Origin of the sequence: Brachybacterium phenoliresistens (assembly GCF_000576425.1) — a bacterium.
GTDB lineage: Bacteria > Actinomycetota > Actinomycetes > Actinomycetales > Dermabacteraceae > Brachybacterium > Brachybacterium phenoliresistens.
The window spans coordinates 203,691-225,325 of the sequence record NZ_KK069991.1; the positions used below are offsets into that span (position 1 = coordinate 203,691).

20 protein-coding genes are annotated in these 21,635 nt (G+C 73.0%); 9 read left to right on the top strand and 11 right to left on the bottom strand.

Going from position 1 to position 21,635, the window contains the following annotated elements; all coding sequences use genetic code 11:
- Positions 1 to 345: 345 nt before the first annotated feature.
- From BF93_RS07360 to BF93_RS07375, 4 genes are all read right to left on the bottom strand, one after another.
- Complete coding sequence (locus tag BF93_RS07360) at positions 346 to 1,746, bottom strand: GntP family permease (protein WP_038371663.1); 1,401 nt, start codon at positions 1,744 to 1,746, stop codon at positions 346 to 348.
- A 154-nt stretch (positions 1,747 to 1,900) separates the two neighbouring features.
- Positions 1,901 to 2,884 carry a 3-hydroxyacyl-CoA dehydrogenase family protein gene (locus BF93_RS07365; protein WP_038371664.1) on the bottom strand — a complete coding sequence of 328 codons (984 nt, stop codon included), beginning with the start codon at positions 2,882 to 2,884 and terminating at the stop codon, positions 1,901 to 1,903.
- 109 nt (positions 2,885 to 2,993) lie between these two features.
- Positions 2,994 to 3,776, bottom strand: coding sequence for an SDR family NAD(P)-dependent oxidoreductase (locus tag BF93_RS07370; protein ID WP_038371666.1), 783 nt, complete (start codon positions 3,774 to 3,776; stop codon positions 2,994 to 2,996).
- Positions 3,777 to 3,902: 126 nt separating this feature from the next.
- Positions 3,903 to 4,823 (bottom strand): sugar phosphate isomerase/epimerase family protein, encoded by a 921-nt coding sequence (locus tag BF93_RS07375; protein ID WP_038371667.1) that lies wholly within the window; start codon positions 4,821 to 4,823, stop codon positions 3,903 to 3,905.
- A 599-nt stretch (positions 4,824 to 5,422) separates the two neighbouring features.
- Between BF93_RS07375 and BF93_RS07380 the strand changes: the two genes are divergently transcribed.
- The 3 genes from BF93_RS07380 to BF93_RS07390 all read left to right on the top strand — a co-directional run bounded on the left by BF93_RS07380 (position 5,423) and on the right by BF93_RS07390 (position 8,631).
- Entirely contained in the window at positions 5,423 to 7,147 is a 1,725-nt protein-coding gene (locus tag BF93_RS07380) for a dihydroxyacetone kinase family protein (RefSeq protein WP_038371669.1), read from the top strand.
- A gap of 35 nt (positions 7,148 to 7,182) precedes the next feature.
- Positions 7,183 to 7,641, top strand: a complete 459-nt coding sequence (locus BF93_RS07385; protein ID WP_038371670.1) for a ribose-5-phosphate isomerase — start codon at positions 7,183 to 7,185, stop codon at positions 7,639 to 7,641.
- Positions 7,642 to 7,869: 228 nt separating this feature from the next.
- Positions 7,870 to 8,631 carry a triose-phosphate isomerase gene (locus BF93_RS07390; protein WP_038371671.1) on the top strand — a complete coding sequence of 254 codons (762 nt, stop codon included), beginning with the start codon at positions 7,870 to 7,872 and terminating at the stop codon, positions 8,629 to 8,631.
- Positions 8,632 to 8,774: 143 nt separating this feature from the next.
- On the opposite strand, the gene BF93_RS07395 is transcribed toward BF93_RS07390, so the two are convergent.
- Positions 8,775 to 9,581, bottom strand: coding sequence for a FadR/GntR family transcriptional regulator (locus BF93_RS07395; protein WP_051486661.1), 807 nt, complete (start codon positions 9,579 to 9,581; stop codon positions 8,775 to 8,777).
- A 247-nt stretch (positions 9,582 to 9,828) separates the two neighbouring features.
- Between BF93_RS07395 and BF93_RS07400 the strand changes: the two genes are divergently transcribed.
- The 4 genes from BF93_RS07400 to BF93_RS07415 all read left to right on the top strand — a co-directional run bounded on the left by BF93_RS07400 (position 9,829) and on the right by BF93_RS07415 (position 15,119).
- The gene (locus BF93_RS07400; RefSeq protein WP_038371673.1) at positions 9,829 to 10,650 is read left to right on the top strand and encodes a sugar phosphate isomerase/epimerase family protein; all 822 of its coding nucleotides are present in this window, start codon (positions 9,829 to 9,831) and stop codon (positions 10,648 to 10,650) included.
- Between the two features lie 99 nt (positions 10,651 to 10,749).
- Positions 10,750 to 11,661 (top strand): phosphogluconate dehydrogenase C-terminal domain-containing protein, encoded by a 912-nt coding sequence (locus tag BF93_RS07405; RefSeq protein WP_051486662.1) that lies wholly within the window; start codon positions 10,750 to 10,752, stop codon positions 11,659 to 11,661.
- Positions 11,662 to 11,725: 64 nt separating this feature from the next.
- A complete protein-coding gene (locus BF93_RS07410; RefSeq protein ID WP_038371675.1) occupies positions 11,726 to 13,231 on the top strand; it encodes a GntT/GntP/DsdX family permease in 1,506 nt (501 codons plus the stop codon).
- Between the two features lie 289 nt (positions 13,232 to 13,520).
- Positions 13,521 to 15,119 (top strand): HNH endonuclease signature motif containing protein, encoded by a 1,599-nt coding sequence (locus BF93_RS07415; RefSeq protein ID WP_038371677.1) that lies wholly within the window; start codon positions 13,521 to 13,523, stop codon positions 15,117 to 15,119.
- Between the two features lie 53 nt (positions 15,120 to 15,172).
- Here BF93_RS07415 and BF93_RS07420 read toward each other — a convergent pair whose 3' ends face one another.
- Both BF93_RS07420 and BF93_RS07425 read right to left on the bottom strand, forming a co-directional pair.
- Entirely contained in the window at positions 15,173 to 15,496 is a 324-nt protein-coding gene (locus tag BF93_RS07420; RefSeq protein ID WP_232226247.1) for a hypothetical protein, read from the bottom strand.
- A 74-nt stretch (positions 15,497 to 15,570) separates the two neighbouring features.
- Positions 15,571 to 16,449, bottom strand: a complete 879-nt coding sequence (locus tag BF93_RS07425) for a phytanoyl-CoA dioxygenase family protein (RefSeq protein ID WP_051486663.1) — start codon at positions 16,447 to 16,449, stop codon at positions 15,571 to 15,573.
- Between the two features lie 137 nt (positions 16,450 to 16,586).
- On the opposite strand from BF93_RS07425, the gene BF93_RS07430 reads away from it, so the two are divergent.
- The gene (locus BF93_RS07430; protein WP_232226249.1) at positions 16,587 to 17,411 is read left to right on the top strand and encodes a helix-turn-helix domain-containing protein; all 825 of its coding nucleotides are present in this window, start codon (positions 16,587 to 16,589) and stop codon (positions 17,409 to 17,411) included.
- Positions 17,412 to 17,426: 15 nt separating this feature from the next.
- On the opposite strand, the gene BF93_RS07435 is transcribed toward BF93_RS07430, so the two are convergent.
- The 3 genes from BF93_RS07435 to BF93_RS07445 all read right to left on the bottom strand — a co-directional run bounded on the left by BF93_RS07435 (position 17,427) and on the right by BF93_RS07445 (position 19,376).
- Positions 17,427 to 18,116, bottom strand: coding sequence for a GntR family transcriptional regulator (locus BF93_RS07435; RefSeq protein ID WP_038371680.1), 690 nt, complete (start codon positions 18,114 to 18,116; stop codon positions 17,427 to 17,429).
- A 133-nt stretch (positions 18,117 to 18,249) separates the two neighbouring features.
- Positions 18,250 to 19,110: a hypothetical protein gene (locus tag BF93_RS07440; RefSeq protein ID WP_038371681.1), complete on the bottom strand. Its 861-nt coding sequence runs from the start codon at positions 19,108 to 19,110 to the stop codon at positions 18,250 to 18,252.
- 74 nt (positions 19,111 to 19,184) lie between these two features.
- A complete protein-coding gene (locus BF93_RS07445) occupies positions 19,185 to 19,376 on the bottom strand; it encodes a hypothetical protein (protein WP_038371682.1) in 192 nt (63 codons plus the stop codon).
- A 251-nt stretch (positions 19,377 to 19,627) separates the two neighbouring features.
- Between BF93_RS07445 and BF93_RS07450 the strand changes: the two genes are divergently transcribed.
- Complete coding sequence (locus BF93_RS07450; RefSeq protein WP_038371683.1) at positions 19,628 to 20,431, top strand: serine hydrolase; 804 nt, start codon at positions 19,628 to 19,630, stop codon at positions 20,429 to 20,431.
- Positions 20,432 to 20,443: 12 nt separating this feature from the next.
- On the opposite strand, the gene BF93_RS07455 is transcribed toward BF93_RS07450, so the two are convergent.
- The gene (locus tag BF93_RS07455; RefSeq protein WP_084148355.1) at positions 20,444 to 21,634 is read right to left on the bottom strand and encodes a C40 family peptidase; all 1,191 of its coding nucleotides are present in this window, start codon (positions 21,632 to 21,634) and stop codon (positions 20,444 to 20,446) included.
- Position 21,635 lies beyond the last annotated feature (1 nt).

Below are 21,635 nucleotides of genomic sequence, written 5' to 3' on the forward strand. Positions count from 1 at the left end.
TGATTCCGTCGCAGCGCGATCGACCGGAGTGATTCCGTCGCAACGCCATCGACCGGATTGATTCCGTCGCTTCCCGACGGGGAAGCGACAGAATCAATCCGGTCGATTGGCCGGGCCAGGCAGAACGACGCTGGGTAGGTGCCGAGCGGGCCGAGCGGGCCGAGCCGGGCCGAGCCGAGTCGAACCGGGCCGGGATGGGCCGGGCCGGGATGGGCCGGGCCGAGTCGAGCCGGGCCAGGCCAGGCGGGGCCAGACCAGACCAGACCAGACCAGACCAGACCAAGACGGCCCGGTCCGGGCCGCGCCGAAGCGGGGCCGGACCGGGCCGGGAGGGTGGGGGCGGGATCAGATCTGGGAGGCCACCACGTAGACGATGCTCGAGACCGCGAAGGCGACCAGGGCGATCGCGGTGCCGACGACGGACCAGGTCTTCAGCGTGGTCGTGGTGTCGAAGCCGCAGAACCGGCCGATCAGCCAGAAGCCGGAGTCGTTGACGTGGGAGAAGCCGATGGATCCGGCGCCGATGGCGACGATGATCGCGGCGATGGCGACGGGGTTGAGGTCCATGGCCATCACCGCCGGGGCCATGATGGAGCCGGCCGTGGTGGCGGCGACCGTCGCCGAGCCCTGCGCGATGCGGAAGGCGGCGGCGACGAGGAACGCCGCGACGATCACGGGCAGGCCCACCGCATCCAGGCCGCCGGCGACGGTGTCGCCGATGCCCGTCTCGGTCAGCACGCGGCCGAAGGCGCCGCCGGCACCGGTGATGAGGATGATCGAGCAGACGGGGGCGAGGGCGTCGTCCACCAGGGAGGACAGGGCCGCGCCGGCCTTCTCGCCCTTGCGGGGCAGGATGTACAGCAGCAGCATCGCCGCCAGGGCGGAGATGAGCAGCGCCATCGAGGTGGTGCCCACCAGGCGGGAGAGCTGGTAGATCCCGTTGTCGGCATCGACGGTGCCGCCGGCCTCGAGGGTGGACATGACGGTGTTGAAGCAGATCAGCACCAGCGGCAGCAGCAGGGTCACGATGACGGTGCCGAAGGCGGGGCGCTGCGCGGCGGGGACATCGGCCGGCTCGCCCAGCAGGGTGGGGACCGGCATGTCCGGGTAGCGCTTGGCGATGATCAGCGACAGGCGGTAGCCGGCGAGGTAGAACGTCGGGATCGCGATGAGGATTGCGACGATGGTGACCACGCCGATGTCGGCGCCCATGACCGTGGCCGCGGCGGTCGGGCCGGGGTGGGGCGGGGTGAGGGCGTGCATGGTGAGGAACGCGCCGATCGAGGGCAGCACGTACAGCATGAAGGAGCCGCGCAGGCGCCGGGCGACCGTGTAGATGATCGGCAGCATGACGATGAAGCCGGCGTCCAGGAAGATCGGGAACGCGTAGAACATCGAGGCGACGCCGAGCGCCAGCGGCGCCTTCTTCTCGCCGAAGGTGTCCAGCATCTTGTCGGCGAGCACCTGGGCGCCGCCGGACACCTCGACGAGCCGTCCGAGGACGGCGCCGAATCCGACGAGCAGCGCCACCGTGCCGACGGTCTTGCTGAATCCTTCGATGATGACGTTCACGGTGTCGCCGACGCCGATCCCGGCCGCGAGGGCCGTGGCGACCGAGACGATGGTGAGGGCGAAGAAGGCATGCATCTTCGCCTTGATGATGAGCAGCAGCAGTGCTGCGATCGCCACGACGGCGATGGTGATCAGCAGCAGCGTCGGGCGCTCTGCGATGACGATGGGGTCCATGGTGGAAACGGCTCCGGTTCCGGGGAGGAGAGGGTCGGGTCTGATCGTGCGGCCGCGCGCAGCGGGCCGTGCGGCCGCACGATCGGATCGGGGCGGTGGAGCGGGGCGACGCGCCCGTCAGGCGGGGCGCCGGCGCCGGGCACCGGCCCGGGGATCAGATGGCGGTGCCGCGCGGGGCGGGGCCCAGCTCGCGCAGCAGCTCGCGCATCTTCGCGTAGGCCTTGTTGCGGTAGGCGATGAGCTCGGCCTTGGTCTCGTCGTCGTAGTCCTCGACGAGGCCCTTGCCGTTCTTGAGGCCCTTGCGGTCCGCGGCGGCCGCGTCCTGCAGCAGCTTCGGGGTCGACAGGCGCTCGCCGTAGGCGTCCTCGAAGGTCTTGAAGGAGTTGGCGTACACGTCCAGGCCGGCCTGGTCGGCGATCGCGAAGGGACCGAAGAAGCCCAGGCGGAAGCCGAAGGTGGTGCGGACGATGGTGTCGACGTCCTCGACGGTCGCCACGCCCTCCTCGACGATCGAGGTGGCCTCCTTCAGCAGCACGTACTGGAGGCGGTTGAGCACCATGCCGGGGGTGTCGGCGACCTGGGCGCCCTCGCAGTCGGCGCGCTGCAGCAGGTCCTTGATCGCGTCGATGGCGACCTGGTCGGTGGCCTCGCCCGCGACCAGCTCGACGCCGGGGATGAACGGCATCGGGTTGGAGAAGTGCACGGTGAGGAAGCGCTCGGGGTTGGTCACGGCCGGGGCCAGCACCTTCACCGGGATGGTGGAGGTGTTGGTGCCGATGATCGCCTCGGGGCGGGCGGCGGCGGAGACGCGGCCGAGGACCTCCTGCTTGACCTCGGGCAGCTCGAAGACGGCCTCCTCGATGAAGTCCGCCTCGGCGACGGCCTCCTCGATGGTCTTGCCGGCGGAGAGGTTCGCGGCGATCTTCTCCGCGTGGCCGGCGGGGATGAGGCCCTGCTCCTCGGAGGCGCGGGCCTCGGAGACGATGCGCTCGAGCGCGGCATCGGCCGCCTCGACGCTGACATCGGCCAGCTGGACGGGAAGGCCGGCGGCGGCCAGGACCTGGGCGATGCCGCCGCCCATGTAGCCGGCGCCGACGACGGTGACGGTCTGGATGCTGGAGACGGGGGAGATGCTCATGCGGAGTTCCTTTCGAAGGGTGCGCGCGGGGCGCGGGACGTGCGGAGGAGCGATGCGGTCCGGCCGGGGCCCGGCCGGGGGCGGCGCGGCCGGAGCCGGCGCGGCCGGATCAGACCATGTGCTTGCCGCCGTCGACGAAGACGCTGTCCCCGCTGACGAAGCTGGCATCCTCGCTGACCAGGAAGCTGATGAGGCCGGCAACCTCCTGCGGCTGGCCCACGCGGCGCAGCGGGATGTCGGCGCTCATGCCGGCCTTGCGCTCGTCGGTGAGCTTTCCGCCCATGATGTCGGTGTCGATGGGGCCGGGGACGATCGAGTTCACGGTGATCCCGTGCTGGCCCAGCTCGCGGGCGCCGCCGCGGGTCAGGCCCAGCACGGCGGCCTTCGCGGCCGCGTAGCCGATCTTGGAGAAGGTGCCGCCGCCGTCGTAGGCGGTGATCGACGAGGTGTTCACGATCCGCCCGCCGAGGCCGTGCTCGATCATGCGCTGCGCGGCGGCCTGCATCATGAACAGGGTGCCCTTGGCGTTGACCGCCATGACGCGGTCGAAGGTGGCCTCGTCCAGCTCGAATAGGGAGGCGGGGCTCGCGATGCCGGCCAGGTTGACCTCGGCGATCACGGGCGGGAGCGTCTCGTCGATGCGCGCGAAGGCGGCCTCGACGCTGGCGGGGTCGGCGATGTCGACGCCGATTCCGACGACGGTGCGGCCGCTCTCGGCGGCCAGCTCGGCGGCGAAGGCCTCGACGGCGTCCCCGTCGATGTCCAGGACGGCGAGGTCCCAGCCGCCGGCGGCGAGCTTGCGGGCCACGTGGCGGCCGATGCCGCGCGGGGCGCCGGCCCCGGTGACGACGGCGGTGCGCTTCTCGGGGAATCCAGAGGGCTGAGAGGTCATGCCAGCTGCTCCTTCGCAGGTCAGGGGTGCGCGGGGTGCGCGATCGGAGGTGCGCGGGCCGCGGGGCGCGCGGCGGTGCGCGGGGGCGGCGGGGCCGGGGGATGCTCCCCGGCCCCGGCCGGTGGCTCAGAGCTCGGCGGAGGCCAGCACCTGGCGGATGTACTCGCGGTTCTCGGCGATGACGCCCAGGGAGTCGGAGCCGTAGTGCTCGCAGCAGAACGGCCCGGAGAAGCCCAGCTCGAGGGCGCGCAGGATCACCTGGCGGTAGTTGATGTACCCGTACTTCAGCGGCATCGGGTCGGAGCTGTAGGCGCCGGTCGCGGTGTCGACGTCGCGCGTGTAGTTCTTGATGTGCCAGAAGTTGGCGTAGGGGAGGACCTTCTCGTACATCGCGGTGGGGTGCTCCATCGGCCGATGCAGGCGCACCAGGTTGCCCAGGTCCGGGTTCAGGCCCACGGCGTCGTGGTCGACGTCGGTGATGAAGGCGACGGCGTCGTCGGGGGTGCCGATGTACGTGTCCTCGTACATCTCCAGGCTCAGCTGGATGCCCTGGGCCCGGGCGTGGTCGCCGAGCTCGCGCACCCGCTCGATGGCCAGGTCGCGCAGCGCCGGGTCGTCGACGTGGCCGTCCTCGAGCCAGAACCACACGGCGGCGGCCTGCTTCTCGGTGATGGCCTGCATGAAGCCGGTGTTGACGACGAGGGCGCCGAAGCTCGGGGCGAGGTCGATCAGGCGGTGCGCGTCGGCGAGGTTGCGCTCGCCGTGCTCGCGGTCGACCACGGAGTTGCGGGTCATGGAGATCGAGGGGATCGAGATGCCCTCGCCGTCCAGCACGGAGCGGAACTCCTCGACGCGGGCGTCGGAGAGGGAGGCCAGGGGCACCCAGGCGTCGGTGGGGTCGATCTGGTCGATCCCGAGCGCCTTGACCTGGCGCAGCTGGCTGGCCCAGACCGTGGCGGGCGCGTCCTTGATGTGGCCGCCGTCGGGGGCGGTCGCACCGAAGGACAGCATGTTGGCCGCGATCGGCCAGGTCTCAGCTGTGAACATCGTTGTCTCCTTCGAGAAGGTCAGGTTCCTATAGGATCAATCCTCGCTGTGGCGCTGTCAACCCTGTGGCCGCTGCCCGGAGGGCGGCCGGCGCGCGGAACCGTCGGCCCCGCGCGGGATCCCCGGGGCATCCGCGCCGATCAGCGCGGGATCCGTGCCGCCCGGTGGTCCGACCTATCCGCCCTGCGCGCCGTGGCGAGGCTCACGGGGGTTCGAAGGGGCGAGCGCGGCGGGGCGGCCGCGGCGCAGGCGTCCCGTGCGGGCCCCGCGCGCGGCTCCGTGCCCGCGACGGCGGAGCATCTGCCCTGCGTGCTACTCTCTCCCGTCCCGCCGATCCGAGATGGTGCCCCGGCGCCGATGCGGCCCGGGCTCGCGGCGGCGGCGTGAGCGAGGTCTCCTCCGCGGCGCTGCGGGGTCCCTGAGCTCGGGAGCGGGCTCCCATCCTCCGCGCGGGTCAGGCATGCTGAGAGACGAGACCCTTCCGCGACACCCCTGTTGCCTATAGGATTATCTCGACTCTGGGCGGCCCTGTGCCGCCGACCCCGTACTCGGCCGGTGCGGAAGCGCTGCGCGGCACGTCCCACCACGGAGGATCCACAATGACGTATCTCTTCAACTCCCCGTCCGACTTCGCGGCCGATGCCGTCGCCGGCCTCGTGGCGGCGCATCCCCAGCACGTGGCCTCGGTCCACGGCGGCGTGGTCCGCTCGACCCAGACCCCGCAGGGACAGGTCGCCCTCGTGATCGGCGGCGGCTCCGGGCACTACCCGGCCTTCGCCGGCTGGGTCGGCCCGGGCATGGGCCACGGCGCCCCCTGCGGCAACGTGTTCGCCTCCCCCTCCTCCTCGCAGGTCTACTCCGTGGCCCGCAACGCCGAGAACGGCGGCGGCGTGATCCTCGGCTTCGGCAACTACGCCGGCGACGTCCTCCACTTCGGCGTCGCCGCGGAGAAGCTGCGCGCCGAGGGCGTGGACGTGCGCATCATCCGCGTCAGCGACGACATCGTCTCCAACACCCCCGAGAACCACCGCGACCGCCGCGGCATCGCCGGCGACCTGCCCGTGTTCAAGATCGCCGGCGCCGCCATCGAGGCGGGGGCGGACATCGACGAGGCCGAGCGGATCGCCTGGAAGGCCAACGACGCCACCCGCTCCTTCGGCGTCGCCTTCGAGGGATGCACCCTGCCCGGCGCCGCCGAGCCGCTGTTCCACGTCGAGAAGGGCCAGATGGGCGTCGGCCTGGGCATCCACGGCGAGCCCGGCGTGCGCGACGAGCCCCTGGGCACCGCCTCCGAGATCGCGGACCTCCTGGTCGACGGCATCCTCGCCGAGCAGCCCGAGCGCGTCGAGGGCGGCTACCAGGGCCGCGCCGCCGTGATCCTCAACGGCCTGGGCACCGTGAAGTACGAGGAGCTGTTCGTCGTCTACGCCCGCGTGGCCGAGCGCCTCGCCGAGGCCGGCATCACCCCGGTGCGCCCCGAGGTCGGCGAGTTCATCACCAGCCTGGACATGGCCGGGGCCTCCCTCACCCTCGTCTTCCTCGACGAGGAGCTCGAGCAGCACTGGCTGGCCCCCGCCGACACCCCCGCCTTCCACCGCGGCGCGACGCCCGAGGTCGAGCGTCCCGCCCGCGAGTCCTTCTGGACCGCGGACGCCGTCGAGATCCCGGCCGCCACCGAGGAGTCCCGCGCGTACGCCGCGAAGATCAGCGGCGTCCTGGACCTGTTCGAGCAGGTCTGCGCCCGCGAGGAGGTGGAGCTGGGCCGCCTGGACGCCATCGCCGGCGACGGCGACCACGGCCAGGGCATGGCCTACGGCTCCCGCGGCGCGGCGGCCGCGGCCCGCGAGGCCCTCGCCGCCGGGGCGGGCGCGCGCACCGTGCTGGTCCACGCGGGCGACGCCTGGGCCGAGTCCGCCGGCGGCACCTCCGGCGCGCTCTGGGGTGCGGCGCTCACCGCCGCCGGGAGCGTCCACAGCGACGACGCCGCCGGCTCCCCGGCGCAGACCCTGCAGTCCCTGCGGTCCGGCATCGACGCCATCCAGCGCCTGGGCGGCGCGAAGGTCGGCCAGAAGACCATGATCGACGCGGCCGTCCCCTTCCTGGAGGCCCTGGGCAGCGAGGACCCGGCCGATGCCGCCGATACCGCCCGCCGCATCTCCGAGGCCGCCGCCGCCGCGCGCACCGCGGCCGATGCCACCGCGGACATCACCGCGGAGAAGGGCCGCTCGCGCGTGCTCGGCGAGAAGAGCCTCGGCACCCCGGACCCGGGCGCGCTGTCCTTCTCGATCCTCATGGCCGAGCTGGGCGCCCACCTGGCGAAGTGACCCCCGCACCACCCCCGCAACCCAAGGAGAGCATCATGACGTGGAAGATCGTCGTCGGAGGAGACAACGCAGGCTACGGCTACAAGGAGGAGCTCAAGGCCCTCCTGGAGGCCGATGATCGCGTCGAGTCCGTGACCGACGTCGGCGTCACCGGCCGTGACGACGCCGAGCTGTACCCCAACGTCGCCGTCGCCGCCGCCGAGAAGGTCGCCGCCGGCGAGGCCGACCGCGCCCTGCTGATCTGCGGCACCGGGCTCGGCGTCGCGATCGCGGCGAACAAGGTCAAGGGCGTGCGCGCCGTGACCGCGCACGACCTGTACTCCGTGCAGCGCTCCGTGCTCTCCAACAATGCGCAGGTGCTGTGCATGGGCGAGCGCGTGGTGGGCCTCGAGCTCGCCAAGGAGCTGGTGAAGGTCTGGCTGGACCTCGAGTTCGACCCGACCTCGGCCTCCGCCGAGAAGGTCGACGCGATCTGCGCGTACGAGGGCGAGTGACCTCACCTGCCTGACCCGTGCCCGGCGGCGGCCTCCCTGCGCCGCTGCCCGGGCGCGATCCACGGGACCAATGCGGGGACATGGCGCATATTTCGGCCCATGTGCCCGTATTGGTCCCGTGGGTCGGCGGCTCCCGGCTTGGTCCCGTGGGTCGGCGGCTCCCGGCGGCGACCCCGTGTCGGCCGCCGCACCTCTCACATCTTCTCCCGCCTCCGAAAGGGCCCTGCCATGACCGACCTGTGGATCGGCACCAGCTGGAAGATGAACAAGACCCTCGACGAGGCCCGCGCCTGGACGACGGGACTGGTCGACGCGCTCGGCGACTCCGCGCCCGCCGGGATCCAGCCCTTCGTCATCCCGTCCTTCACCGCGACCACGACCGTGCGCGCGCTGCTGGGCCAGGACTCGCCGGTGCTGCTGGGCGTGCAGAACGCGCACTGGGAGGACGCCGGGGCGTGGACCGGGGAGGTCTCCGTCCCGCAGGCGAAGGACGCCGGGGCCCAGCTCGTCGAGATCGGCCATTCCGAGCGCCGCGAGCACTTCGGCGAGACCGTGGAGACCACCCGTCTGAAGGTCGCCGCCGCCCTGCGCCACGGGCTCACCCCGCTGCTGTGCATCGGCGAGGACGCCCAGGTCAAGGCCGAGGGAGGTTCCAGCGCGTTCATCCTCGAGCAGGCCGCCGGAGCCCTGGACGGCCTCGACGCCGCGGAGCTGTCCCGGGTCGTCATCGCCTACGAGCCCATCTGGGCCATCGGCGAGAAGGGCCGCCCCGCCACCGTCGAGGAGCTGCGCGAGCCCTTCGCCGCCCTCGCCGAGGCCTACGGCGACCGCGTCGCCGGACTGCTCTACGGCGGCTCCGTCAACCTCGACAACGCGGCCGACCTGCTCGGCATCGAGCACGTGACCGGCCTGTTCGTCGGCCGCACGGCCTGGAAGCTCGAGGACTACCTCGAGCTGCTGCGCATCGCCGAGGCCCATCGGGCCGGCTGACCCCGCCGGCCGTCATTCGTCGGCCGCTACCCGCCAGTCATCGGCCGCTACCCGCCAGTCATCGGCCGCTAGCCGTCAGCTGCTAGCCGTCGGCACAGGCTGCCGGCGTGGCCTGTGGTCGGCGCGGCCTGCCGTCGGCGGCCTCAGGCGCCGTCGACGGGCGTGCGGACCAGGCGCTCCGCGGCGGTGCGCATGTGCGACTCCATGGCGCTCGCGGCGGCCTGCGGATCCTGGGCGGCGATCGCCTCGCACACCGCCCGATGCTCCCGGATGGCGACGTCGATGTCCGCCGGGTCCTCCACGCCGCGCTCGAACCACACCCGCAGCAGCGAGCGCGACGTCGACAGCAGCGCGGCAAGGATGGGGTTCCCGGCCATCGCGGCGAGGTGCTGGTGGAAGGCCATGTCCGCCTCGATGTAGGCGGCGGCGTCCCCACGGGCGGCCTCCTGGGCGGCGACGAGCTCCTCCAGCCGCGCCACCTGGTCGGCCGCCGGCTCCCGTGCCGCCTCCTGGGCCGCCGAGCGCTCGAGCGCCCCGCGCACCACGGCGAGGTCCTCCGTAGCGTCCTGGTCCACCAGCAGGCTCCAGGAGAGCGTCTGCGGCAGCAGCTCCGAGGTGGAGGCGCGCAGGTAGGTGCCGGATCCGGCTCGGGTCTCGACCACGCCGAGCACCTCGAGCGCAGAGATCGCCTCCCGGATCGCCGAACGTCCCACGCCCATCGCCTCGGTCAGCCGACGCTCCGAGGGCAGCCGGTCGCCCGGCCGCATGGAATCGCCCAGCAGCACGTCCAGCAGGCGGCTCGCCACCGATCCGCTGGGGGAGCGGGAACCCTGCGCGTCGCGGCGCAGCAGATCCAGCGGGTCCACCGGCTCGGAGGGCGTGCGCGGATCGGAGGCCGGGGCCGGCGCAGCTGCGGAATCGGATCGGGACGGGCGGGAGGTCTCGGGCACCCGACCAGACTAGTGCGCCCCGGCTCCGGCGTTCCGGCCGCACGGCGATGCCCGCCGCGGCGACCCCGCCCCTTGCATCGGCGTTCCCGCGCCCACCGTCCCGTTCTTCATCGTCCCGCGATCTCGCTGTGCGGCGAGCACCTGCGCGCGGACGGTCAACTGGTTGACCAGTTGGGGGTGGCGAGGTTAGCGTGAGGCCACGCGCCCGGCACGACCGGCCGGGGCGGACCACGACGAGGTGACGCGGATGGACATCGGGATCGGCACGTACGCGCTGTTCTGGGAATGGCAGGACGCCAACCCGCGGCCGATGAGCATCGCCGGGATGCTCGACCGGGCGGCGGAGCTGGACTGCCAGGTCTTCCAGATCTGCGACGACCCGTGCGTGGACGGACTCTCCCGGGCGGAGCTCACGGCTCTGCGCGATCAGGCACGCGACCTGGGGCTGCGCCTCGAGCTCGGCACCCGCACCATCGGCCCCGACCATCTGCGCCGCTACCTCGACATCGCCGAGGCGCTGGGCGCCCCGGTGCTGCGCTCGATGATCCAGCGCCCCGAGATCGCCGGCGGCCGCGATCAGGCCGTCGCCGCGCTGCGGGAGGTCCTTCCGCGGCTCGAGTCGCAGGGCGCGACCCTCGCCCTGGAGACCTACGAGCAGGTCCCCACCGCCGAGCTGATCGCCGTCGTCGAGGAGGTCGCCTCGCCCCACGTGGGGATCTGCCTGGACCCCGCCAACTGCGTCTCCGCCCTCGAGCATCCCCGCGACGTCGTCGAGCGGACCGCCGCGCACGTGGTCGACCTGCACGTGAAGGACTTCCGCTTCGACCGCGCCGAGGGCTGGGTGGGCTTCACCCTCTCCGGCGCACGGATGGGGGAGGGCCTGCTCGACCTCGACCACGAGCTCGACGCGGTCTATCGCGAGGGGCGCACGCCTGCCGCGATCGTCGAGCACTGGCTGCCCTGGCAGGGCGACCTCGAGACCACGCTGCGCATCGAGCGCGACTGGACCCGCGCCACCCTCGACGCCCTGCGCACCTCAGCGCAGGCCGCCCCCGCGCCCGCACCCTGACCATCGGCCATCGGCCATCGGCCCATCGGCCCATCGGCCCATCGACCCATCGGCCCAGCCCGCACCGCACCCGCCTTCACCCCGAGCAAGGAGATCACCATGACCACCGATCGCAGCAAGGACCTCAACCCCCTCAAGGGCAAGCAGGTCGACCTCGATGCGAGCCTCACCGTCGCCGTCGTCGGCGCCGCCGGGAAGATGGGCACGCGCGTGTCCAACAACCTGAACCTCACCGATGCGACCATCCATTACTGCGAGTCCTCCCCGGCGGGCCGCGAGCGCGTCGAGGCGCTGGGCCGCACCGTGAGCAGCATCGACGACGTCGCCGGCGAGGCCGACGTCGTCATCCTCGCCGTGCCCGACGTGGTCCTCGGGACGGTCTCCGAGTCCGTCGTCCCGCAGATGAAGCCCGGGTCCGTGCTGCTGACGCTGGACCCCGCCGCCGCCTACGCGGGACTGCTCGCCACCCGCGAGGACGTCTTCCAGGCGTGCGCCCACCCCGCCCACCCCTCCGTGTTCCTCGAGCGCACCACCCCCGAGGAGTGGGCCGACACCTTCGGCGGCATCGCCGCCCCGCAGGAGGTCGTCGCCGCCTTCGAGGGCGAGGACCAGGACGCGAAGGGTCGCCTCGAGCAGGTCATCCGGGCGATCTATGCCCCCGTCATCGACGTCCACTGGGTCACGGTGAAGCAGCTCGCCCAGCTCGAGCCGACCCTGGTGGAGACCACCGGATGCATGATCGGCCAGTTCCTCAAGGACTCGATGGACCACGCCATCCATGAGAAGGGGATCCCCGAGGACGCCGTGAAGGCGATCTTCTACGGCCACATCTTCATCTCCCTGACCAACGCCCTGCGCGGCTCCAACCCGTTCTCCGACGCCTGCCTGCTGGCGATGGACTACGGGCGCGAGGCGATCATCAAGGACGACTGGAAGCGCATCTGGGACGACAGCGAGCTCGACTCCGTCATCGCCACGATGCTGAAGCTCGACCGCGCCGAGGAGCGCTGAGCACCCCCACCCCCACCCCCGATCCCGGGCGGCGCAGCGCTGCGCCGCCCGGGGAGAGGCAGTCATGAGCACCGCATATCTCATCGGCGTCGCCGTCCTGGCGATCGCCATCCTCCTGTTCACGGTCATGAAGCTGAGATGGCCGGCCTTCATCTCCCTCCTGTTCGTCTCCGTCCTCACCGCGGTCCTCGCGGGCATCCCGATCCAGGACGTGATCCCCACCGTCATCGAGGGCATGGGAGGCACGCTCGGCAATGTCGCCCTGCTGGTCGGCCTCGGCGCCATGCTCGGCGGCATCATCGAGAAGACCGGCGGCGCGGAGATCATCGCGCACCGCGCGGCGGAGGTCCTCGGCGAGAAGCGCCTGGGCCCGGCCCTGCTGATCGCCTCGGGCCTGGTCGCGATCCCGATCTTCTTCGACGTCGCCTTCATCATCCTGGTGCCGATCATCTTCAGCTTCGCGAAGGCCGCCGGGCATCGCTCGCCGATCGCCCTGGGCGCCCCGGTCGCGGTGCTCATGGTGTTCATCCACAACGCGGTGCCGCCGCACCCGGGGATCGTCGGCTCCACCACGCTGCTGGGGCCGGAGCAGCTGGGCCTGGTGACCGTGCTGGGCATCCTGCTCGCGATCCCGATGGGCTTCCTGGTCTTCTTCCTGTCCGGACGCATCATGCGCAGCACCACCTTCTCGGTCTCGCCCGAGGTCGCGCAGAAGTACGCCGATGCGGGCGCGGCCCGGTTCGTGGCCGCCCGCGCGGGCGCGGTCACCGTCCCGGCGGGCTCCGGCGGCTCCCGCGACGGCGGGTCCGGGTCCGGGGCGGGCGGTGCTCAGGGAGCATCGGCCGATGCCGACGCGTCGTCCGGCGCCGACGCCGCCCCCGCGCGCCGCGTCACCGAGCCCTCGGCCGCGACGGTCATCGCGATGATCCTGCTGCCGATCCTGCTCATCGCCTGCGGCACCATCGGAAAGGTGCTCCTGCCCGAGGGCTCGCCCGCCCTGAACGTGCTCTCCTTCCTCGGCGCCCCCGGCTTCGCCCTGCTCGTGGCGGGTCTGCTGTCGATGTACGTGCTCGGCTTCCGCCACGGCTGGGGTCGCCAGGACCTCGCCGACGTCATGGACGGCGCCCTCGGCCCGGCCGCCATCGTCGTGTTCGTGACCGGCGCGGGCGGCGTGTTCGCGAAGGTGCTGACCGTCTCCGGGATCGGGACGGCCGTCTCGGGCCTGCTGGTCGACGCCGGGGTGCCGGTGCTGCTGCTGGCGTTCCTGCTCGCGCTGATCTTCAAGGTGGCGCAGGGCTCGGGCACCGTGGCGACGCTGACGGCCGCCGGGCTGGTGCAGTCCACGGTCCTCGCGGGCGACTTCTCCGCGATCCAGGTCGCGCTGATCATCCTCGCGATCGGCATGGGATCGCTCGCGCTGTCGCACATCAACGACTCCGGCTTCTGGATCATGACCCGCTTCCTGGGGCTGTCGGTCGCGGGCGGCCTGAAGACGTGGACGCTGATGTGCACCGTGCTCGGCTTCACCGGGATGGCGATCATCTCCCTGGCCTGGCTGATCGTCTCGTAGATCCCCGGCGGATCCCGGAGGCCCCGGGCCGCCGCCGCCATCCGGAGGCCCCGGAGACGTTCCCGCGGGAACGCCTCCGGGGCCTTCGATCATGGTCCGCCCGCGCCATGGCGCGGCACAGGTCCCGGCCGTCGGCGGGGGAGCAGGCCGAGCATCCGCTGGTCCTCCCCACCCCGTGCTCGTCCACCGGCGGGTCCGGCGGCGTCGACCGTCGGTGCCCTCTGGTGGGATGGATCTGCGGCGGCGGCGATGGGGCTGTCGCCGGGGATCGGGGGACAGAGGTGCTCTCATGAGCGAGACCAAGGGCGCGGACAGGACACGGACCGCCGCCGAGGGACCGGCATCGGCCGAGGGACGGGCAGCAGCTGAGGCACGGGCAGCGGCCGATGCCGCGATCGGGCAGGTGACGCCGCTGAACCGGGAGGACGCCGAGCGGCTCGGCACGCGCATCCAGGCGCATGCCGCCCACATCGCCGAGGCGATGTGCGCGTTCCTGCTGCTCGTGGCGGAGTTCGAGTCCCGCGACGCCCTGCGCTGGTACGTCGGGCTGAAGTCGACGGCGCACTGGCTGGCGTGGGCCTGCTCGATGTCGCCGGGCACCGCCCGCGAGCACGTCCGGGTGGCGCGCGCCCTCCCGCGGATGCCCGCGACCGTCGAGGAGTTCCGGCGGGGCCGCCTGTCCTTCTCCAAGGTCCGCGAGATGACGCGCCTGGTGGGGCGGGTCGAGGAGGAGGCTCTGCTGGAGATGGCCCGATCGATGACCGCCTCGCAGCTGGCCCGCACCATCTCCGGCTTCCGGGCGGCCGAGGGCACCCGCATGCCCCAGGAGGCCGCCCGCGCGGCATCCTGGCGTGTCCGGGAGGACGGCATGGTCGAGCTCCGTGCGGTGCTCCCGGCGGAGGTCGGCGCCGAGATCGTGACAGCGCTGGATCTGGCTCTGCAGCGGGACGACGCCCCGATCGGGGAGGACGACGATGCCCGCTCCGCCCGCGCCGACTTCGGCACCCCGGACATCCCGCAGCGCAAGGCCGATGCTCTCCTCGACCTGGCGCGCACCTACCTCGAGACCGCGCCGGCCGACTGCAGCGGGGAGGACCGCCACCTGGTCCTGGTGCACGTCACGCCGGACGCCCTCGCCGCCGACGGCGTTCCCGCGGGAACGCCTGCCGCGCCGGGGGAGGAGCCCGCGGCGCCGAGCGATCCTCCCGCGCCGTCCCTGGACACCGGCGGGCACCGGGACCGGTGCGGGATCGTCGGGATGGGGCCGCTGGAGCCGGCCACGGCGCAGCGCCTGGCCTGCACCGGGATGCTGGCGCTGCTGGTCACGGACGAGGACGGGGAGGTCCTGCACCTGGGGCGCACGCGACGCCTGGCCTCGCCCGCCCAGCGCCGCGCCCTGCGCGCCACCCAGGGCACCTGCCAGTTCCCGGGCTGCCACCAGTCCCGGCATCTGGACGCCCACCACCTGGTGCCGTGGAGCGACGGCGGCAGCACCGACATCGAGGACCTGGTCCTGCTGTGCCGGCGCCACCACATGATGGTCCACGAGGGCGGGCTCACCCTGCACCGTCTGCGAGACGGCGGCGGGGAGGCCGCGGCCCGCGGAGCCTCCCGCTTCGAGGTCCGCGACCGCAGCGGTCGCCCGGTGCAGGCGTGGTGGCCGCATGTCCTCGAGCACGCCCGGGTGGCGCCGGCGGAGGTCGGGCACCCGCTGAAGATCATCGACGCCTCGACGCCGCCCCTGCACTGGGGCGCGGGCGACGTCCGGATCGCCCCGACCACCGGCGGCTACGACTTCCACCGCGACGATGCCGTCTCGGGGCTGCTGAGCCGCCGCCCCGCCGAGGACGGGACGACGGCCGCGGCGACGGCGCCCGCCGGGCGCTGACCTCGCCGGCCGGTATCTGCGACCGGCGTCGCCGCCCGACGGGCCGGGCGCCGTCAGCGGCTGGTCTCGACCAGGCGCTCGAAGACGAACTCGTAGGGCAGGTAGGACACGTCGTACTCGTGGCCGGGCTGGTGGGGCATCAGCTGCGACATCTGGATCAGCCGCCAGCCGGCGAGCAGCGCATCCAGACCGGTGCGGAAGGGCGGCTCGTCGCTGTCGCCCATCGTCGGGCGGGATCGGCCGGTGCCGTCGTAGCGGCTCCAGCCGATCACCTCGGAGTCGAGGGCGGAGGTGCCCAGGTAGAGGATGAGCACCTGCTGGCGCAGATGCGGGTCGATCGGCTTCGCGGCGAAGGATTCGTCGACGGAGAGGGTCATGATGGTCCTGTTCTTCTGGTCGGAGAGTTGCTGTCGAGCCGGGCGGCGGAGGGGCGAGGGGCGGGTCGCCCGGGTCAGAGACCCCAGCCCCCTGCGGTGGCGTTCGATCCCAGGCGCACGTCCGTGGCGCCGGGCGCGACGAACTGCGGGCGCAGCTGCTCGCGGGTCAGGTAGTTGTCGATGTCGAACAGCTGGTCGCCGGTCAGCACGCGCCAGAGCTTCGCCCGGTTGACCAGCTCGAGACGGCCCTCGTTCGCGTTCGTCCACCCGAAGGAGGTCCGCAGCGTCTCGACGACAGCCGGATCGTCGATGTCATCGGTGTTCCACAGGCGCAGCTGGCGGACCGTCGGGTTGAAGCGGATCTTGAACATGTAGCGCGCGACGTCGGAGTCGTTGCGGCGCCCGCCGTGCCAGATGCCGTGATGGAGGAAGACGACGGTGCCGGCAGGACAGGTGAGGCGGGTCTGCCCGGCCAGGTTCTGGTAGCGGCCGATGCCGGTCTGGTTGATCCGGCGCAGATGGGTGCCCGGCACGCTCAGCGTCCCGCCCTGCTCCAGGGTGACCTCCCGCGGGTAGTACATCAGCTGCATGTCGAAGGCGTCGGTGCGGGTGTCGAGGATGGCGTCGCCGTGCATGTTCTGCGCCTCCCCGCCGCGCGGCGGGCGGATGTGCACGGCGTGATGGTCGATCACCGGGTCCGGACCCACCAGGCTCTGCACCGCCCCGGCGATCGCCGGGAGGTCCAGCAGCTCGCGGACGAAGGTGCCGGTGGGGAACGCCGTGTCCAGGGGCGTGCCGTAGGGGTAGCCGGGGATCCCGGCGTCGAGGACCTCGATGGCCCGCTCGTTCATCTCCTCCGGGACCACCGCCTGGAGGGCGAAGGCGCCGTGCGAGACGAAATGGGCCATTTCCACCGAGCTGAGCAGATGTTCGCGGTCGACCGTCGCAGTCATGACGGGTCCTTTCCGAGGGGCGTGTCGTAGTCCGTGCAGGTCGGCGCGAGATCGGGGCGACGCTGCGGATCCACCGTAGGCAGGGCCGCCCCCGTGGCGGATGGTGCTCATCCGGCCGATGCTGGTTCAATTCCTGCATGAGCATGCCGACGGCGGAGCCAGCCCCTCTGGACCTGACCTCCCCGCCGGAGGTCCGGAACATCGGCCGCAGCACCCATGGCGTGCAGCGCGACGAGGAGGAGTTCCAGCTCCCCGAGCTGTGGTCCCTGCACCTGTACGAGTACGACGCCGTGCTCGAGGTGGACGGCGTCGAGCACGGGATCACCCCCGGATCGGTCTCTCTCGTGCCGCCGGCCTGCCGGATCCGCTACCGCTATCGCGGCCCGTCGACCCACCTCTACGCCCATCTGCGCGGGGACCCGATCGCGTCCCCGGGCACCGGCGCGGCCGGCGGGCGTCCCGGTCCGGGCGGGCGGCTGGAGGTCGTGATGCGACCCGGGGCGGAACTGCCGGCGATCACGGACCTCATGACCTCGGCGATCGCCTCCGCCGTCACCCGTCCCGCCCGCACCCGTGCCGACATCTGGATGGCGCTGCTGCGCCTGGACGAGAGGCCGCGCAGCAGCGACGGGCGCCCGGCCCGCAGCCATGCGAGCGCGGCGATGTCCTACATCGAGTCGCGGCTGTCGGAGCCGCCGACCGTCCCCGAGGTCGCCGCCCACGTGGGGATCTCGGCCAACCACCTGACCCGGGTGTTCCGCGGCGAGCTGTCCGAGTCTGTGGTCGCCTACATCCGGCGACGCCGGATCGACCATGCCCGGCGGCTGCTGACCAGCAGCACCATGTCGATCCCGGCGATCGCGGCCAGCGTCGGCTTCAGCGATCTGCAGGCGTTCAACAAGGCGTGCCGGGCCGTCACCGGCGCCTCCCCGCGCGCTCTTCGCCGCAGCGCGCGGGAGTGACCGAGCGACCGCGGCCTACTCCTGCGCGGCCTCCTGCATGCCGCCCGAGCGCTCGCCGACCGCCTCGAGGTGCGTGCGCAGGGTCTGCAGCGCGCCGTCGTGGTTGCGCTCCTGGACCCGCGCCAGGACCGCGGCGTGCTCGGCGATCGCCTCGGCGGAGTCGATCTGCCCGGGGCCCGCGGACCAGGTCTGCCGCATCCGATGCGCGTGCGCATGGATGGTCTCGCGCATGGAGTCCAGGAAACGGTTCCCGGCGTGGCGGAAGATCGCCTCGTGGAAGGCGGCATCGGCCAGGAAGTACTCGTGGATCAGCTCGTAGGGCGGCTCGTCGGTCTCGGCGATCCGATCGGCCAGCGCCTGGTGCGCGGCATGGGCCTCGACCAGGTCGGCGGTGAGCTCCTCCCAGTGCGCGAAGGCGCGGGTCATCGCCGCGGTCTCGATGACCACGCGGGCGTCGATGAGCTCCGCGATCTGCTGCGGGGTCAGCGGTTCGGCGACGACGTAGCCCTTGAGCGCCTGGTAGCGGATCAGCCCGGATCTCTCGAGCGCCACGAGCGCCTCGCGCACCGGGGTGGGGGAGACGTCGAGATCCCGGGCCAGGCCGTCGATGCTGAGCCGGGCACCAGGGCGCCAGCTCCCCTGGGTCAGCCGGTCCAGGATCATCTCCTGGACCTCGGCACGCAGCACCTGCCGCTTGACACTCATGAGCACTCCCGGGGTCTGCCCCGGTGCCCGCCGATGGGCGCCGGGAACGATGGTCCATGAATCTTATGGGATACAGGATTCTCCTCCCGATCCTGTCCGTCCGCGGCGGCACGAGGCGAGGCGCCGGCGCGGTTCAGGCGAGCGGGAGCCCGGAGTCCGCCCGCGCGAGCCGATCGTGCAGGTCGATCACCTGGCGCTCGGACGCGCTCGGCGCGGGGCCGTGGGCGGACTCCCGCCGGGTGACGGCGAACGGGTCGCAGCACCGTTCGTAGTCCCGTACCCAGGCTCGCAGCCGCTCGGCCTCCGCCGGGGCTCGCGCCGGCCAGGTCACGCGCGGCGCCGCCGTGCCGGCCCGCCACGGCTTCGGGGTCAGCCGCGCCCGGAAGGAGCCGTCGGAGCGGCACAGGGTGACGTACAGCGGATCGCTGCCCAGCTCCTCGAGCAGCTGCCGCGCGCGTTCGCCTCCGGGCTGCGCCTCAGCGCCGGTGACCAGTACACGGAATCCGGCGCGGGTGCGGTGTACCTGCACCCCGAGGTCGGGGTGGGCGGCGACGAACTCCTCGAACACGGCGCGGGCGGCGGCCTCCTGCGCCGGGGCGCGGCGCAGGATCCGATCCAGCAGGCTCCCGCGCGGTGCCGGCCGGCGTGCCGGGTGGCGGCGCACGGGGAGGTCGACGTCGGCGATGAGCACGGCGTCGGTGGAGAGGATCTGCGCGCCGTAGCGGTTGCGGGTGATCGTGGCCAGCAGCGTGCCGTCCCCGTCGCGGATCTCCTCGAGGAGCTCCTCGCGCAGCGGGCCGCGCGGGTAGTACCAGGCGGCGTCGCCGCGGCCCGGACCTCCTGCGGCGAGGATCGCCTGCAGCCGGGAGCGCGCCGCCGCGCGGGCGTCCTCCTCGGAGGTGGTCGAGCTGCCCCAGATGCGCAGGCGGATGTCGCGGCCGTCGACGTGCGCAGGCTGCTCGGCCGGCGCCCAATGGCGCGGGGGAGTCCTCATGCGCCCTGCCTACCACGCCCGGCGGCGGGGCGACAGGTGCCGTGCGCGAGCGCGCGCGATCGAGTGCGGGAGGATCAGCGGTCGCGCAGCCGCACCACGGCCAGGATCAGCAGGGTGACGGAGACGGCGGCGAGACCGATGGCCAGGGGCAGGCTCGCGGGACTGCCGAGGGAGATCGCCAGCAGCCCGGCCACCAGGACCACGCAGGCGATGGCGACCAGGAGACCCGGCAGTGCCCGTCGTACCTTGTATCGGCGCGTCTCCACCGTCATCCTCGTCCCCCTCGGTCGCTCCGGGGACCGGTGTCCCCCTGATGGTCCCCAGGAGCCAGCCTAGGCACCCCGCCTGCCGAGCACCACCACCCCTGGTCCCGTCTCTCGCGCCGTCGAGGTGGACCTGGGTCCCGCCGCGCGGCGCCGGCCCGCCGGGATGCCCGCGCCGGGGTGCCCGCGCCGGAATGCCGCGCCGGGGTGCCCGCGCTGCGATGCCGTCGTCGTGCCCGGTACCGTCGGGACGCATGAGCATCCCCACCGCCCCCGCGCCGGGCGAGGAGCGCACCGCCCATTGCCTGCTGGACCACGCCGGCCGCGTGCTGGATGCGGCCGATGCCGACCGTCCCTTCTACGCCGCCAGCACTATCAAGCTCCACGTCCTGCTGGCGGCGCTGCGCGCGGTCGACGCCGGAGGGCTCGACCTCGCGGCCCGCGTCACGGCGACGTCCCGGTTCCGCGGGGCCGACGGGGAGGTCTTCGCCCTCGGCGGGGACCACCGGGATGCCACGCATCCGCCCGAGGGCACGCCGATCGCCGTGCGGGAGCTGCTGGTGCGGATGATCGACCGGTCCAGCAACGAGGCGACCGACCACGTGCTCTCCCTGGTCGGGCTGCCGGCGGTCGCGGAGGAGATCGCCCGGCTGGGTCTGACGAGCACCCGGGTGGAGCGGATGATCGGCGACGCCTCGGCGATCGCGGCGGGGGCGACCAACGAGACCAGCGCCGCCGACCTCGCCCGCACGATCCGCGCGCTGGTCGCGGGCGCTCCCGGGCCCGGCGGGCTCGAGCCCCGCTCGCGGTCGCTCGCCCGGGAGGCGCTGCGCGCCCAGCGGATCCGCGTGATCGCCGACGCGCTGCGGCCGGACGTGGAGGTCGGCTCCAAGACCGGGTGGGTCGACGACTACCGCCACGACGTCGCGTTCCTCGGCGACCCGGACACGACCACGGTGCGGTACCTCGCGGTGATGACCGCGGGCAGGGGGCAGGAGGCGGCCGATGCGCACATCGGCCGCCTCGTCCGGGCGCTGCTGCCGGACCTCGCCCGCTGACCCGCGGCCGGCTCAGCGCGCGAGCGCGACGCGGCGCGCTCCGGCGTACTCGCCGTCGGGGTCGTACTCGCTCAGCGACATGATCTCGACGCTGCGCGCGGCGTTGGGGGACTGCAGGATCATGTCCTCGCCCAGGTACAGGGCCACGTGCCGGATCGAGTCCCCGCCCGGCTCGGTCGCGAAGAACACCAGGTCGCCGCGCTGCAGATCCTCACGGTCCACCTCCTCGAGGCCGGAGTCGCGCATCTGCGGGCCGGCGTCGCGGCAGATCGTGATCCCGTGGTGGTGGAACAGGGTGTAGGTGAACCCGGAGCAGTCGTAGCCGTAGGCGCTGACGCCGGCCCACAGGTAGCGCAGCCCCAGGAACCGTTCGCCGGTGGCGATGATGTCCTCGACGCTCGGCAGGGGCGGCTGCTCGCCCGGGGCGCGGACCACGACGTCCTCGGCCGGCAGATGCGCGGATCCGCCGCCGGGGACCGCGACCCGCACCGAGCGCCCGGTGCGGCCCAGGACCGGCAGGACCGTGTCGAAGGAGACCGGGATCAGGGGTGCGCTGCCGGACGGCGTGCGCGAGAGCATGCTGGTCAGCGCCGTGACGGTGGCGGTGGGCGAGGAGGCGGCGGCCGCGGCGAAGTCCTCGTCGACCACCAGCTGCGTCGTCGGCACCCAGCCCGGGTAGCCGCGCGGGTCGCGCGGGGTGGGCTGGGCGGTGACCACGATCCGTGCCCAGTCGCCGTCGACCTCGTCGACGATCACGGGGCTGCCGAGCACGGCCTGCGACTCCAGCTCCCCGGTCAGCCAGCGCCGGGTCTCGGTGTCCTGCATGTTCGCGTTCCAGGCGTCGAGGTCGACGGGGGTGGTCAGGGACGGGTCGTCGATCCCGGGCCGATTGCCTCGGGGCTCGACCCACAGCGTCGTGGCCGTGACCGCGCAGTGGGCGTGCACGCCCGGGGCGAGGCCCTCGCCCGGGACCGGGAGGTCCTGCGGGGGCCGGGCGGGCGTTCCGCCGGCCCTGCCGCCGGTGCCGGTGGGGGCGGGGCCTGCGGCCATGGCTCCTCCAGTGCCGAGCGCGGTCACCAGGCCGGCGGCGCCGGCCGCGGCCAGCCTCAGCCCGCCGCGGCGGGTGAGGCGCGGACCGTCGAGCGGCGGCAGGGCGCCGGTCTCCTCGCGGCCGGGTGTGCGGTGGTGTCGGTGCGTTCCCATG

Excerpts from the sequence above, each read along its gene's own strand:
- BF93_RS07450 (WP_038371683.1), top strand. The coding sequence starts at position 19,628 with ATGAGCATCCCCACCGCCCCCGCGCCGGGCGAGGAGCGCACCGCCCAT.
- BF93_RS07430 (WP_232226249.1), top strand. The coding sequence starts at position 16,587 with ATGAGCATGCCGACGGCGGAGCCAGCCCCTCTGGACCTGACCTCCCCG.
- BF93_RS07405 (WP_051486662.1), top strand. The coding sequence starts at position 10,750 with ATGACCACCGATCGCAGCAAGGACCTCAACCCCCTCAAGGGCAAGCAG.
- BF93_RS07410 (WP_038371675.1), top strand. The coding sequence starts at position 11,726 with ATGAGCACCGCATATCTCATCGGCGTCGCCGTCCTGGCGATCGCCATC.
- BF93_RS07390 (WP_038371671.1), top strand. The coding sequence starts at position 7,870 with ATGACCGACCTGTGGATCGGCACCAGCTGGAAGATGAACAAGACCCTC.
- BF93_RS07420 (WP_232226247.1), bottom strand. The coding sequence starts at position 15,496 with ATGACCCTCTCCGTCGACGAATCCTTCGCCGCGAAGCCGATCGACCCG.
- BF93_RS07400 (WP_038371673.1), top strand. The coding sequence starts at position 9,829 with ATGGACATCGGGATCGGCACGTACGCGCTGTTCTGGGAATGGCAGGAC.
- BF93_RS07370 (WP_038371666.1), bottom strand. The coding sequence starts at position 3,776 with ATGACCTCTCAGCCCTCTGGATTCCCCGAGAAGCGCACCGCCGTCGTC.
- BF93_RS07455 (WP_084148355.1), bottom strand. The coding sequence starts at position 21,634 with ATGGGAACGCACCGACACCACCGCACACCCGGCCGCGAGGAGACCGGC.
- BF93_RS07380 (WP_038371669.1), top strand. The coding sequence starts at position 5,423 with ATGACGTATCTCTTCAACTCCCCGTCCGACTTCGCGGCCGATGCCGTC.
- BF93_RS07440 (WP_038371681.1), bottom strand. The coding sequence starts at position 19,110 with ATGAGGACTCCCCCGCGCCATTGGGCGCCGGCCGAGCAGCCTGCGCAC.
- BF93_RS07375 (WP_038371667.1), bottom strand. The coding sequence starts at position 4,823 with ATGTTCACAGCTGAGACCTGGCCGATCGCGGCCAACATGCTGTCCTTC.
- BF93_RS07425 (WP_051486663.1), bottom strand. The coding sequence starts at position 16,449 with ATGACTGCGACGGTCGACCGCGAACATCTGCTCAGCTCGGTGGAAATG.
- BF93_RS07435 (WP_038371680.1), bottom strand. The coding sequence starts at position 18,116 with ATGAGTGTCAAGCGGCAGGTGCTGCGTGCCGAGGTCCAGGAGATGATC.
- BF93_RS07365 (WP_038371664.1), bottom strand. The coding sequence starts at position 2,884 with ATGAGCATCTCCCCCGTCTCCAGCATCCAGACCGTCACCGTCGTCGGC.
- BF93_RS07385 (WP_038371670.1), top strand. The coding sequence starts at position 7,183 with ATGACGTGGAAGATCGTCGTCGGAGGAGACAACGCAGGCTACGGCTAC.
- BF93_RS07415 (WP_038371677.1), top strand. The coding sequence starts at position 13,521 with ATGAGCGAGACCAAGGGCGCGGACAGGACACGGACCGCCGCCGAGGGA.
- BF93_RS07360 (WP_038371663.1), bottom strand. The coding sequence starts at position 1,746 with ATGGACCCCATCGTCATCGCAGAGCGCCCGACGCTGCTGCTGATCACC.